This is a genomic window from Streptomyces sp. NPDC005263, assembly GCF_042872365.1.
GTDB lineage: Bacteria > Actinomycetota > Actinomycetes > Streptomycetales > Streptomycetaceae > Streptomyces.
Genome location: NZ_JBIAKJ010000002.1, coordinates 662,742 through 675,033, shown reverse-complemented (window position 1 = coordinate 675,033; position 12,292 = coordinate 662,742). Strand labels below are relative to the sequence as shown.

Here is a 12,292-nt window from a genome sequence, read left to right as displayed (position 1 = left end):
GGCTCAGCTTACTTTTTGCAGGGGACGGGAGGCCGGAATCCGGCTCCGGGCCCGGCGGACGCCGCGTGACGGCCACCAGTTGGCCTCACCGAGCAGCAGCATCAGCGCGGGCAGGATCAGCATCCGGATGACGAACGCGTCGAGCAGTACGGCGACCGCCAGGCTGAAGCCGATCTGCTTCATCTCGATCAGGTGCAGGGCGGCGAAGCTGGCGAACACCGTCACCATCACGACCGCGGCGCTGGTGACCACGCCGGCCGAGCTGCCGATACCGTCGATCACGGCCTTGCGGGTGGGTACGCCGTTCATGGCGGCCTCCCTCACCCGGCTGATCACGAACACCTGGTAGTCCATGGACAGTCCGAAGAGGATGACGAACAGGAACAGCGGGACGCGGGAACCGATCGAGCCGGTGGAGTCGAAGTCGAGCAGCCCCTCGGCCCATGTGTGCTGGAAGCAGAGGACCAGCACGCCGAGCGAGGCGGCGGCCGAGAGCAGGTTGAGCAGGATGCCGACCAGGCCGAGGACCAGCGAGCGGAACGCCCACACCGTCATGGCGAAGGTGACCAGCAGCAGGGCCCCGATGATCAGCGGCAGCTTCTGCCGCTGGTGCGTGGGGTAGTCGGTGTAGCGGGCGACGTCCCCGGTCACCGCGGTCTCGGCGCCGGCCACCTTGCCGACGGTCCGGGGTACGAACGTGTCGCGGATGTCGTGGAGGGACGACTGGGCCTGGTCGGTGCTCACGTAGTACGGCACCTGAAGCTGGAGCATGCTGATCCGCCGGTCCGGCGAGGTGGACAGCTGGGAGGTTCCGCTCAGCCGCGGGTCGTCGTCGACGTCCGCCGCGAGTTCACGCAGGGCGGCGGTCACCTCGGGCGAGCGGTCGGCGTCCGCGCGTACGACGATCTGGTGCATGGACTTCAGCTCGGGGAACGCCGCGTTGAGACGGTCATAGGTCTGCATGGCGACGATGGAGCGCGAGTGCGTCTCACGGCCCATGTCGGTCAGCTTCAGGCCGAACACCGGGGCGGCCAGGGCGAGCATGACGAGGACGGTGCCGGTGAGGGCGGCGGCGGGGTGCTTGCTGACGGGGCGCAGTACCGCGGTGGTGAGGCGGCCGGGGCCGGTCTTGGGCTGCTTCTCGGGCCGTGCGGACCGGCCGCGCCTGGCCGCACGCGCCTCCCGCCGCACCGCGCGGCGCTCCGCCCGCCGGCCGAGCGTGGCCAGCAGCGCGGGCAGTACGGTCAGCGAGCTGAGCACGGCGACCAGGGTGACGACGATCGCGCCGGTGGCGATGGAGGAGAAGATCACGTCGTCCGCGAGGAACAGGGTGGCGCTGGAGACGGCGACGGCGAGGCCGGAGAGCACGACCGCGCGTCCCGAGGTGGCGGCGGCCAGCTCGACGACGGCCTGCGGGCTGAGCCGGCCGCCCGATGCGGCCCGCTCCTCCCGTTCCCGTTTGAGGTAGAAGAGGGTGTAGTCGACACCGACAGCCAGACCGATCAGCAGGATCACGTTGGTGCCGACGCCCGCGTCCGGGAAGACGTGCGAGGCCAGCATCGACAGGCCGATGGCCGCGGCGATCGAGGTGAGCGCGAGCAGCAGCGGTACGAGCGCCATCACGACGGAGCTGAAGACCAGCAGCAGGGTGACCAGGGTGACCGGCAGCGCGATCATCTCCGTACGGGACAGGTCGTCACCGCGCAGCTTGTCGACGCCCTTGCCGATGGAGGGGGATCCGGTCTCCTCCACCCGCAGTCCCGGGTTGGCCTTCCGCACCGCTTCGGTCTGCGCGAGCAGCGCGTCGACGTGCTTCTTGCCCTCCAGCTCCGGGCCCTTCATGGTGACGTCGACCCGTACAGCGGTGTTGTTCGCCGCCCGCACCGGGGTGGCCACCGAGCGCACCTCGGGAAGCCCGCGCATCCGGTCGGCGACGTCCCGGGCGGCGGCTTCGGCGGCGTTCAGGTCGAGGCGTCCGGTGCCGGGCCGCGCGGTGATCAGGACGCGTTCGACGGGGCGCTGCTGCAGTCCGCCCTCGGCGGCCATCGCCTCCGCCCGGCCCGCCTCGCCGATCCGGAAGTCCTCCGTGGTGGCCGGGTTTCCGCCGACGGTGATGCCCACTCCTAAGCAGAGAACCACGAAAAGGAGCCAGCAGACGATCGCGCGCCACGGGTGTCCGGCGCTCCAACGAGCCATGCGTACAGGGAGATTCCTCATGTCGTCCATGCTGGTCGCCGGGGGGTTCGCGCCGACAGCCTCGTCAGGTTGAACCTCGGGTCCACCGACTGGTGGACCCCGCCCCCGCGCCGGACGACCCGTTCCTCCGGCAGGCGATCTGGACCAGGACCTCGAGGATTCAGCCGGCCAGGTGGGTCAGGTGGGTCAGGTGGGTCACCACCGAGCGCATCGCCCGGCGCAGGGCCGGGCGGATCTCCTCCGGATCATCGAGGGTCTCGAATCCGTGGTGGCCGTTCGGGACGTCGACCAGTTCCAGGTTTGCCCCGGAGGCTGCGGCCGCGGACACGAACGCCTCCACGGTGGCGGCGATCTCGGGTGTCTCTCGTCCCGCGCGGAGCAGGACGACGGGCAGAGCGCCCGCGTGCGCGACCGCTTGGGCCGGGTGGAAACGGTCGCCGGTCAGCCCCCAGTTGGGCAGCGGCGCCAGGACCGGGTAGGAGGCGGCCAGGCAGCGCAGCCAGGTCGGGGGCTTGGTCAGCCAGTCCGCGGTGAGCAGGCCGCCACCGGAGAAGAACCACAGGGCGATCCGGTCGGCGTCCACCCGGGGATCGGCTCGGACCAGTTCCACTGCGGCGGTGACGTCCGCCGCGGCACGCTCGTAGTCGGCGATGTCGTGCAGGCGGTGGTCGAGGGTCACGCCGACCATGCCCTCGGCGGCCGCCAGGCGGGCGTACCCCATCAGGGTCGGCCAGTCGCGCGGGGTCGGCCGGGCGCCGGCGGGCACCGGGCCGCCGTGGACGATGACCACGGCCGGTCGGGGGCCCTCGGCGTCGGGGACGTACAGGTCGACATGGCCCCTGCGGTCCCGGGGCAGCTCGGGCACGTCCAGCGGGAAGGGGCGCAGATGGGCGGGCGGTTCGCCGGCGCCGACGGGTCGCAGGCGGCGCCCCTCGCCGGCCGCGGCCCGCAGCAGGACGTCGGCCAGTTCGGCGGGGCGGGACAGCATCGGCCAGTGCCCCGTGGGCAGTTCGAAGAAGGTGACCTGAGGGTCGGTCAGGGGAGCCAGCGCGGGGTCGCCGAGGTCGACGAGCTGTTGCAGCAGGTCAATGCCGACGCCGTTACCGGTGCACAGCACCCCGGTGGTGGGAACCGCGGCCACCGCTCCGGTCAGCCGCAGCGGCTGGAGCAGGGTGCCCATCGGCTGCGGCGCGGCAAGGGCGGTCAGCCGGTCCAGTGCCGCGTCCGCGACACCGGCGGTACTGCCCCAGCGCTGCCACTCGTCGCGGCCGGGCGGCGCCAACTCCCCCTCGACCTCGCCGCGTTGGGCCAGCTCGGCCAGCTGGGCGCGCAGGGCCTGGTCCGGTACGGCGGCCAGGGCCGGGACGCCGTTCTGCGGCATCCCGCAGTCCAGGTACACGACGCGGGCAACGCGCTGTGGCCGCCGGTCGGCGGCGCCGACCACCGGATGGATGCCGTAGTCGTGACCGACGAGCACGATGTCCCGGCCGGACGCCTCGTCCACCGCGTCGATCACCGCGGTCACGTCCGCGATGTGCGTCTCCAGATCGACGCGGGCGGAGGCGGCGGGCCGTTGCGCGTCGACCCCGGTGAGCGGGACCGGGTGCACCTCGCTGCCGGTCGCGGCCAGCCGCGCGGCCGTCTCCTGCCAGACATGGGTGCCGGTGAACACGCCTGCCACCACGATGAACACGGTCATGGCACTCTCCTCGGGTCCGTCACATGGCGTCGCGCCGGTCGCGTACGCCGTGGTCCGCGGACCGGGGGTTCCCCCGGTCCGTGCGCCGGTACCGTAGGAACTCCCCCAGAGGGAGGTTCAACTGTCCACGTCGCACGAGGTGTTCTGGAGCATCGGCGAACTCGCCGAGCGCGCGGGTGTCACCGTGAAGACCGTCCGTTTCTACTCCGACCGGGGCCTGCTGCCCGAGGCCTCCCGCAGCGGCGGCGGGCACCGCCGGTACGGCCCCGAGGCGCTGGAGCGGCTGCGGCTGATCCGTTCCCTGCGCGCCCTCGACCTGCCGCTGCCCGAGGTACGCCGGGTCCTGGAGGACGAGGGCGCGGCGGGCGGGGTCCTGGAGGACGCCGTAGCGAGCCGCCTGCGTGAACTGGGCAGCGAGCTGAGGGCGTTGCGCTGGCGGGAGGCGTCACTGCGGCTGGTGCGGGAGTGCCCGCCCGCGGAGTTGGCGGAACGGCTGCGGCTGATCGGCGCGGTGAGCGTCCCGCCGAGCACGGCACCGCTGGCCCGGTTCTGGCGTGCCTGGCTGCCGCCGCGGATGCCGGCCCGGGCGACGGCCGCGTTTCTGGAGGTGGCCGTTCCGCAGCTGCCCGACGAGCCGGCCCCGGCTCAGGTGCTCGCCTTCGCCCGGCTGCACGCGATGACGACGGCCCCCTGCCCAGGCGGCCGTCAGCCGCAGCCGGAGGTGCACCGGGCGGCCGGGGCCCACGGGGCGGGCGCGCTGTACACGGGCCTCGCCGAGGCGTACGAGCTCGCCGGACGGCAGCCGCGCGGGGCTCCACACCTGGGCGAGGCGCTGGACGCCTACGTGGCGGCGTACGCGAGCGCGTACGGCAGCAGGGACACCCGGGAGTTCCGCCGCCTGCTGGCCAAGCGGCTCGCGGCCGGTCCGCGTCTGGACCGGTACTGGGACCTGATGGCGGTGGTGCTCACGCCGCCGGGCGCCCGACCGGAGCCGACCCCGGGCGTCACGGACGACTGGCTGCGCGCGGCTCTGGAACGGGACAACGCGGGAGCGGCGTAGCTCGCAGGGAAGAGGGCCCCGACGCCGGACCAGTCACGCCCCACGACGTGCGGCCATCAACGCACTGGACCGTCAACGCCCGGTCAGACAAGGGCCGTTGTCGACGGCCTCGCGATCACGCCGTGCCGGGGACACCCAGCTCCGCGAGCAGGCCGCGCACCCGCTGCTCGATCTGGTCCCGGATCGGCCGGACGGCGTCCACACCCTGGCCCGCGGGGTCGTCGAGCTGCCAGTCCAGGTACCGCTTGCCGGGGAAGACCGGGCAGGTGTCGCCGCAGCCCATGGTGATCACGACGTCGGACGCCTGGACCGCTTCGACGGTGAGGACCTTGGGGATCTCGGAGGAGATGTCGATACCGACCTCGTTCATCGCCTCGACGACGGCCGGGTTCACCGCGTCGGCGGGAGCCGAACCGGCCGAGCGCACGTCGACCTGGTCGTCGGCGAGGTAGGTGAGGAAGGCGGCGGCCATCTGGGAGCGGCCTGCGTTGTGAACGCAGACGAACAGCACGGACGGGCGCGGTGCGGAACGGCTCATGGCAGGTGTCCTTGCGGGTGGTGGGAGGTCATGGGGAGATGGGTTCCGGCGCCGCGGGCGGGACGACGACGGCGTCTACTTCGGCCGGTGAGGGGCGGCCGTACACCGCGGCCACGGCACCCAACCCGAGCACGACGCCGACCAGTTGGGCCGCGATGAACGGGGCGACGGAAGCGGGAGCGATCCCGGCGAAGGTGTCGGTGAAGGCTCGGCCGACCGTCACCGCGGGGTTCGCGAACGAGGTGGAGGAGGTGAACCAGTAGGCCGCCCCGATGTAGGAGGCCACCGCGGCGGGAACGAGCGAGGCGCTCCGCGCGGTGGTGCCGGCCGTGCGCTCCAGTCCGAAGATCAGCAGGACCAGCCCCGCCGTGGCGACGGCCTCGGCCAGCCACAGGTTGCCCGCGGATCGGTCGTGAGTGGAGAACGTCACCAGCGGCCGGGCGAACATCGCGTCGGCCAGGAGCGTGCCGCCGATCGCGCCGCCGAACTGGGCGGACACATACGCGGCGACCTCGCGCGGGGTCGGGCCGGTGCCGCGGCGACGACCGGTGTACCAGGCGGCGAGGGTGACGGCGGGGTTGAAGTGCGCGCCGGAGACCGGCCCCAGCAAGGTGATCAGCACGCCGAGGCCGAAGACGGTGGCCAGGGAGTTGGCGAGCAACTGCACGCCCACGTCGTGCGACAGCTCGGCGGCCTGGATCCCGGAGCCCACGACGACCGCCGTCAGCAGCCCGGTCCCGAGGGCTTCGGCGGCGACACGGCGGCTCAGGGACACGCTCACGCGGTCGCCCCGGTGGTCTGCGGGGTGCGCAGGAAGGCGGCGAGCTGGTCCAGGACGCCGGGCAGCACCCAGTAGTACACCCAGGTCCCGCGGCGTTCGCAGTCGATGAGTCCGGCCTGCCGCAGAAGCTTGAGGTGGTGGGAGATCGTCGGCTGGGACAGGTCGAACGCGGGCGTCATCTCACACACACAGACCTCGCCGCCGTCCCGCGAGGCGATCATCGACAGCAGGCGCAACCGGACCGGGTCCCCGAGGGCCTTGAACACCTTCGCCAGCTCGACCGCTCGCTCGTCGCCCAGCGGCGCGGCAGTCAGACCCGGGCAGCAAGCTGCCTCCTGGCCGATCACCTCAAGCTCTTGTTTCGACATGCCTCTATGTTGACGTTTTTCGATTCAAGGCGCAAGGTTGAATCAAAGAATGTCAATACAGGCCGTTCCGGGGCGCCACCACGCCCCCTCATCCAGGAGTGAGCCATGACGGATCCATCCACCGACCTGCGTGAAACCGTCCGTCTGCGGTACGCCGCGGCCGCCGTGAAGGTCACCGAGGGCGGTACCGCGTGTTGCGGGCCCGAGCCGGTCGAGGTCGATGAGAACTTCGGCTCCACCCTCTACGCGGGTGACGAGCGCGACACCCTGCCCGCCGAGGCCGTCGCCGCCTCCCTCGGCTGCGGCAACCCGACCGCCGTCGCCGAACTGCGCGAGGGCGAGCGCGTCCTCGACCTCGGCTCCGGCGGCGGGATCGACGTCCTGCTGTCCGCCCGCCGCGTCGGCCCGACGGGGAAGGCGTACGGGCTGGACATGACCGAGGAGATGCTCGCCCTGGCCCTGGCCAACGCCGGGAAGGCGGGCGCGAGCAACGTCGAGTTCCTCAAGGGCACCATCGAGATGATCCCGCTGCCCGCGAACACCATCGACGTGGTGATCTCCAACTGTGTGATCAACCTGTCCGTCGACAAGCCCGCTGTCTTCGCCGAGACCTTCCGCGTACTGAGGCCCGGAGGCCGCATCGGCGTCTCCGACGTCGTCGCCGACGACACCCTCACCCCCGAGCAGCGTGCCGAGCGCGGCGACCACGTCGGCTGCATCGCCGGTGCGCTGTCCTTCGCCGAGTACCGGGAGGGCCTGGAGAGCGCCGGGTTCACCGACGTCGAGATCACCCCGACCCACCCGGTCGCCGACCGCATGCATTCCGCGATCGTCCGTGCCACCAAGCCGTTGCACTCCGGGGAACCGGCCCCGAGCGCGGCATCGGCCGGCGCCTGCTGCGGCGTCGACGCCTGCTGCGCTCCGGCGGGGACCGCGGTCCACCCCGCCTGACGTCACCGAGGCCAGTGTCCTCATGCGGCGACGGCAGCCGGGCAGCTCTCGAGTTCCTCGGCCTCGTCGAGGAGCGCGATCAATGTGGCCCGGGCCCGTGCCACTCGGGAGCGGATCGTGCCCACCGGGCAGCCGCCGGCCTCGGCGGCTGCCTCGTAGGACAGCCCGGCCAGCTGGGTGAGGACGAAGGCCTCGCGGCGCTCGGCGGGCAGTGCGTCGAGCAGGTCGAGCAGCGCCACACCGTCGTCGAAGCCGGGCAGACCGCTCGGCTGAGCCCGCTCGGCCCAGACCGTCCAGTCGTCCACGTCGGCCGACCGTGGCCGGGAGGCGGCGTACCGCAGGCTGTCGACGACCGTGCGGCGCGCGATGGACAGCAGCCAGGTACGTGCCGACGAACGCCCCTCGAACCGGTGCAGGCTGCCGAGCGCCCGCAGGAACGTGTCCTGCGCGAGGTCGTCGGCGAGTTGCCGGTCGGCGGAGAGGTGCCTGACGTAGCGGAGGACGTCGGCATGCAGGGCCCGCACGAAGCGGTCGACGGCGTCCGGATCGCCGGTCCGGGCGGCCAACGCCCAGGCGGTGGCAGGGTCTTGGGACTCCGCCGTCATGGCGGGCTGCTCGGCCGTGGCAGGTGCCGCCGGACGTTTGGGGCGCGGCACGGGCAGGACAGGAGTGATCACCTGAGGTCCTTCTCGGGTGGCCGGGACCGATCCGGCAACGCGGCGCACGCGCCCGGACATTGCGGACGCGAGGTGTGCCGATACGAAGGTCCCGGGACGGGAGTGGGAAGAGCCGTACGGCGTGCACGACCCGTGCCCGAGGCGTCGGCGTCCGCAGTCGCGGCGCCCTTGGGACGGCCTCGGGAAACCAGCTGTCTCAGACGACAGCGATCCCGGCCGGAGGCCCCCGAGAGATGATCGTGTGCGCGAGCGCCAGCCACGGCACACGCTCCGCACGCTCACGCGTCGGCCGCAGACTGGGCCGGCGTGGTGGGACGAAGAGGGCGGTGAGGGGCAGCCGCAGCGGAGCGGCGAGCCACCCGGCGACGGCCCGCAGGACACGGAACGCGGCCCGCTCCCCGTACGCCAGCCACAGACCGGTCAGCACGGCGGCCAGCGAGTGGGCCGCAAGCATGCCGAACGACGACATACCGCTGGTGCCGTGGGTCATGTGGCCGAGAGGCTCGGCGTGCGCCGCGTGACCCATGGGCATGGACCCCATGGCGCCCATGCCCATGGAATCCATGGAGCCCCTGTCGGATCCGAGCCCGGATCCGAGCCCGGACCCAGATACGGCCGACTGGCCCCAGGAGAAGGCCGAGTGAAGTGCCCCTTGCGCGACGGCAACGGCGCCGACCACCAGCGGCAGTCCGCGCTCCCGGCCCGCCAGGCACCAGCCGGCACCGCTCGTGGCGACGAATCCGGCGGCCATCGTCCACCACGGCACGGTGGAGGCCGACATCAGCGCGTGCCCCAGAGCAGCGAGCAGCACACAGACGGCCGCGAACACCCCGGCACGTATCGTGCGCGCACGCCACCCAGCAGTCATGACGGCCTCATCCTCGCATCCGAGCGCCGCTCGTCAAGGGTGGGTACGCGCAGGAACCGGGTCCGCCACTCATCCCGAAGAGGGTGAGACAGACCACAGCACCTCGGCGGAACTCGACGGGCCGTCCGCCCGACTCCTACGGATGAGGCGTCATGTGAAACCGCCATGCCCGGTATTAACAGCGGTACGCCGACGGCGACTTCGAGCGAGCCGACGAGCCCGGGCCGCAAGACCGTGCCCTCACCGCATGCTCACAGCAGGTTCGCGTTCACCAGGGGATGACGCCGTCGTCCTCGAAGAACGCACCACTCGGGCCGTCGTCGGGCAGTGTGGCGAGCCGGATCGCCGTGGCCGCGCCCTGCTCAGGAGTACGGGGTCCGTAAAAGCCGTTGAAGTCGGTCGCGACCAGGCCCGGGCAGGCGGCGTTGATCAGGATGTTCGTCCCGGCGAACTGCCGGGCGTACTGCACGGTGACGGCGTTGAGGAAGGACTTCGACGGCGCGTAGGCCGCCATGACGGGGCCGATCTCGATGTCGGGGTCCGCCTGCCGGGTCAGGGAGCCCACGGAACTGGAGACGTTCACGATGCGCGGCGAGGTCGAGCGCCGCAGCAGCGGCAGCATCGCGTTGGTCACCCGGACGACACCGAGGACGTTGGTCTCCACGACCGTGCGGACCAGGTCGAGGTCGAGCGTGGTCGGGTCCTGCTCCCACCCCGGTCCCGTTTCTCCTGAGATTCCGGCGTTGTTGACCAGGACGTCCAGGCGCCCGGCCCGCCGTTCGATCAGTTCCGCGACATCGGTGACGCTCTGATCGCCGGTCACATCCAGCGGCACCCCGAACGCGTCCACCCCGGCGGCGCGCAGTTTCTCGACGGCGGTCTCGCGCCGGGCCTCGTCGCGGGCTCCCACGCCCACGCGGTACCCGAGGGCGCCCAGCCCGTTCGCGATCTCGTACCCGATCCCCTTGTTCGCGCCGGTCACCAGCGCGGTCTTCGTTTCGCTCATGCCGCTGATGTTCGCCCGCGGACGAGCGGCGCATCCAACACCGATTCGGTGCTCTGTCATACCCGGCGGGTATCACCGACGTACGCTGTGGCGATGGACACCTTGGAGACCCGCGAGCTGCGGTACTTCATGGCCGTAGCGGAGGAACTGCACTTCGGTCGCGCCGCCGAGCGCCTCGGCATGGCCCAGCCGCCGCTGTCCCGGGCGATCCAGCAGCTCGAACGGCGCCTCGGTGTCTCGCTGCTGACACGTAACCGCCGCGGCGTCCTGCTGACCGGCGCCGGAGAGGTACTGCTGCACGAGGGCCGCGCCGCCCTCGACGCGACCACCGCCGCGGCCCGCCGCACCCGTCGCGCCGGTGGCGCCGACGCCCCGGGCGGCCCCCGCAACCGCCTGGTGCTGGCGGTGAAGGCCGCCGCGTCCCACGAGCTGCTGCAGAAGCTCCTCGACGCCTACGCGGCCGCGCCCGACGCCGCCGAGCTCGAGGTGTTGCCGAGCGGCATGTGCGAGCAGGGTGAGATGCTGCGCGACGGCCGCGCCGACGCGGCGCTGATGCACACGCCGTTCAACTCCCTCGCCGGGTTCGACAGCGAGGAACTGATGACCGAGGGTCAGATCGCCGTCCTGCCCGCCGGGCACCCCCTCGCCGCACGCCGGACTCTGTCCATGGCCGACGTCAGCGACATCCCCGGCCTTCCGCCCGCCCGCTGGCCCAGCGGCCACGGCACCTACCCGCCCGGCCCGGGCCCCGAGATCCACGACCAGACGCAGCTGGCGCACCTGATCGCCCTCGGCCGCACCATGGCCGTCTTCCCGGACTCCGCCCGTGCCTGGCTGTGGGCCGAGCACGCCGCCGTCCCCCTGACCGACGCACCCCCCGTCGTCACCCACATCGCCTGGCCCGCACACAGCCGCTCCCATGTCCTCGCCGGGCTGATCCGCACGGCCACTCAGCTGTGAACCTCCCGTCCTACGAAGCTCCCCCACAACAGGCCCGGGCTCGCGCTCTCCTGCAAGAGCCACGGCGCTTGTACTGGTCGGCCGTGCGTTCCGGCCGCGTTTCCGTACAGGTGCCGTGGCTGTGGCGTCGGGTTCGGCCTGCTGGTCAGTGGTCGAGGAGGGCGATGCGGATGGCTCGTTCGACGTGGGCGGCGGTGTTGGCGTGGCCTGCGGCGTTGGGGTGGACCAGGGTGACACGCTTGTGGATGAGACCGCAGTTCAGCAGGGTGCCGGGGAGCTTGGCGGGCCAGTAGTCCTCGGCGTCGCCGCAGATTCCCTCGACCCACTTGGTGCCCGCGGGCTGGCAGGCGTCGTGGCCCACGCTGGAGGAGTAGACGTCGACGTACTGGTCACCGAAGAACGACGTGACCCGCTGAATCGTGCTGTTCAGCCGCTTGAGGACGTCGTCACGGAGCCAGTCGACGTCGGCGTGCTTGATCGAGCCCAGCTCGGTGAGGGCGAGGCGGTTGCAGGCGCTGCTCTCCTCCGGCAGGACGGCCGGATAGCCGACGGTGATCACCTTGGCGTTGGGCGCGGCCTCGTGCACCTTGGCCAGCATGTGGATGTACTCGTCCTGGACCCTGGCGAGCTTGTGGTTGATGCTCTCCTCCCCCTCGGGAGGACTGGTGTAGTGCTCGCGGCAGGACTTGCCGGGCGTCGCGCCCAGTTCGAGGCACTTGAGGAGCATGCCGCCGAACGGCAGGCTGTTGCCGCCGACGCCGACGGTGACGACGTCGGTCTTGTCGTCGAGCTTCGCTCGCTGGACCTGCGGGTCCACTGCGGGCCAGCCTCCGGCGGGGGGCTGGACCGGGCTGATCGGCGTCTGCTTGGCGTCGGCGATGTCGGCGATGGTGGCGTTGCCGCAGCTGACGTTGGTCAGATGGACGTACTTGCCCGGCGGGAACGCGTCGAGCTCCCGGTCGACAACGCCGGGGTAGGCGTCGGTGGTGCGGTCGCAGCCGTCCCGCGACGCGTCGCCGAGCGGGGGCTGCGGGTCCCCGACGAACACGCCGGCGGTGTACGAGTCACCCAGCGCGGCCCACTCGTACTGATCAGCCGCACCGGCGGAGCCCGAGGGCACAAGCGCGGACACCGCCAGCGTGAGTCCCACGGCCAGTGCTCTCGTTCGCAGGCGGGAGACAGGGTTCC

The 12,292-nt window shown here is 72.0% G+C and carries 12 protein-coding genes; 3 read left to right on the top strand and 9 right to left on the bottom strand.

The genetic code is table 11. The features are described from left to right. Window positions 1-3 precede the first annotated feature (3 nt). Window positions 4-2,217, bottom strand: coding sequence for an MMPL family transporter (locus ACFYRY_RS10290; protein WP_389142164.1), 2,214 nt, complete (start codon window positions 2,215-2,217; stop codon window positions 4-6). Window positions 2,218-2,356: 139 nt separating this feature from the next. Beyond that, window positions 2,357-3,895, bottom strand: a complete 1,539-nt coding sequence (locus ACFYRY_RS10285; RefSeq protein ID WP_389142162.1) for an alpha/beta fold hydrolase — start codon at window positions 3,893-3,895, stop codon at window positions 2,357-2,359. A 139-nt stretch (window positions 3,896-4,034) separates the two neighbouring features. On the opposite strand from ACFYRY_RS10285, the gene ACFYRY_RS10280 reads away from it, so the two are divergent. After that, window positions 4,035-4,955 (top strand): MerR family transcriptional regulator, encoded by a 921-nt coding sequence (locus ACFYRY_RS10280; protein ID WP_389142160.1) that lies wholly within the window; start codon window positions 4,035-4,037, stop codon window positions 4,953-4,955. Window positions 4,956-5,070: 115 nt separating this feature from the next. On the opposite strand, the gene ACFYRY_RS10275 is transcribed toward ACFYRY_RS10280, so the two are convergent. The 3 genes from ACFYRY_RS10275 to ACFYRY_RS10265 are packed head-to-tail and all read right to left on the bottom strand — an operon-like array spanning window position 5,071 to window position 6,642. Continuing rightward, complete coding sequence (locus ACFYRY_RS10275) at window positions 5,071-5,493, bottom strand: arsenate reductase ArsC (RefSeq protein ID WP_389142158.1); 423 nt, start codon at window positions 5,491-5,493, stop codon at window positions 5,071-5,073. A gap of 28 nt (window positions 5,494-5,521) precedes the next feature. After that, window positions 5,522-6,274 (bottom strand): aquaporin, encoded by a 753-nt coding sequence (locus ACFYRY_RS10270; protein ID WP_389142156.1) that lies wholly within the window; start codon window positions 6,272-6,274, stop codon window positions 5,522-5,524. Continuing rightward, on the bottom strand, window positions 6,271-6,642 hold the full coding sequence (locus ACFYRY_RS10265; protein WP_389142154.1) for an ArsR/SmtB family transcription factor: 372 nt from the start codon (window positions 6,640-6,642) through the stop codon (window positions 6,271-6,273). Before ACFYRY_RS10265 ends, ACFYRY_RS10270 begins: the two co-directional genes overlap by 4 nt. A 105-nt stretch (window positions 6,643-6,747) precedes the next feature. Between ACFYRY_RS10265 and arsM the strand changes: the two genes are divergently transcribed. After that, the gene (arsM, locus tag ACFYRY_RS10260) at window positions 6,748-7,593 is read left to right on the top strand and encodes an arsenite methyltransferase (RefSeq protein ID WP_389142152.1); all 846 of its coding nucleotides are present in this window, start codon (window positions 6,748-6,750) and stop codon (window positions 7,591-7,593) included. Window positions 7,594-7,613: 20 nt separating this feature from the next. On the opposite strand, the gene ACFYRY_RS10255 is transcribed toward arsM, so the two are convergent. From ACFYRY_RS10255 to ACFYRY_RS10245, 3 genes are all read right to left on the bottom strand, one after another. Beyond that, entirely contained in the window at window positions 7,614-8,270 is a 657-nt protein-coding gene (locus ACFYRY_RS10255; protein WP_389142150.1) for a sigma-70 family RNA polymerase sigma factor, read from the bottom strand. Window positions 8,271-8,466: 196 nt separating this feature from the next. Then, window positions 8,467-9,138, bottom strand: a complete 672-nt coding sequence (locus tag ACFYRY_RS10250) for a hypothetical protein (RefSeq protein ID WP_389142148.1) — start codon at window positions 9,136-9,138, stop codon at window positions 8,467-8,469. 268 nt (window positions 9,139-9,406) lie between these two features. Continuing rightward, window positions 9,407-10,144: an SDR family oxidoreductase gene (locus ACFYRY_RS10245; RefSeq protein ID WP_389142146.1), complete on the bottom strand. Its 738-nt coding sequence runs from the start codon at window positions 10,142-10,144 to the stop codon at window positions 9,407-9,409. A gap of 93 nt (window positions 10,145-10,237) precedes the next feature. Between ACFYRY_RS10245 and ACFYRY_RS10240 the strand changes: the two genes are divergently transcribed. Continuing rightward, window positions 10,238-11,104: a LysR family transcriptional regulator gene (locus ACFYRY_RS10240; protein ID WP_389142144.1), complete on the top strand. Its 867-nt coding sequence runs from the start codon at window positions 10,238-10,240 to the stop codon at window positions 11,102-11,104. Between the two features lie 145 nt (window positions 11,105-11,249). Here the strand turns inward: ACFYRY_RS10240 and ACFYRY_RS10235 are convergent, their stop codons facing one another. Then, window positions 11,250-12,254 (bottom strand): SGNH/GDSL hydrolase family protein, encoded by a 1,005-nt coding sequence (locus tag ACFYRY_RS10235; RefSeq protein ID WP_389142142.1) that lies wholly within the window; start codon window positions 12,252-12,254, stop codon window positions 11,250-11,252. Window positions 12,255-12,292 lie beyond the last annotated feature (38 nt).

What these genes read in the sequence shown, in the direction of transcription:
- ACFYRY_RS10285 (WP_389142162.1), bottom strand. Translation starts at nt 3,895, where the DNA reads ATGACCGTGTTCATCGTGGTGGCAGGCGTGTTCACCGGCACCCATGTC.
- ACFYRY_RS10250 (WP_389142148.1), bottom strand. Translation starts at nt 9,138, where the DNA reads ATGACTGCTGGGTGGCGTGCGCGCACGATACGTGCCGGGGTGTTCGCG.
- arsM (WP_389142152.1), top strand. Translation starts at nt 6,748, where the DNA reads ATGACGGATCCATCCACCGACCTGCGTGAAACCGTCCGTCTGCGGTAC.
- ACFYRY_RS10245 (WP_389142146.1), bottom strand. Translation starts at nt 10,144, where the DNA reads ATGAGCGAAACGAAGACCGCGCTGGTGACCGGCGCGAACAAGGGGATC.
- ACFYRY_RS10265 (WP_389142154.1), bottom strand. Translation starts at nt 6,642, where the DNA reads ATGTCGAAACAAGAGCTTGAGGTGATCGGCCAGGAGGCAGCTTGCTGC.
- ACFYRY_RS10290 (WP_389142164.1), bottom strand. Translation starts at nt 2,217, where the DNA reads ATGAGGAATCTCCCTGTACGCATGGCTCGTTGGAGCGCCGGACACCCG.
- ACFYRY_RS10275 (WP_389142158.1), bottom strand. Translation starts at nt 5,493, where the DNA reads ATGAGCCGTTCCGCACCGCGCCCGTCCGTGCTGTTCGTCTGCGTTCAC.
- ACFYRY_RS10240 (WP_389142144.1), top strand. Translation starts at nt 10,238, where the DNA reads ATGGACACCTTGGAGACCCGCGAGCTGCGGTACTTCATGGCCGTAGCG.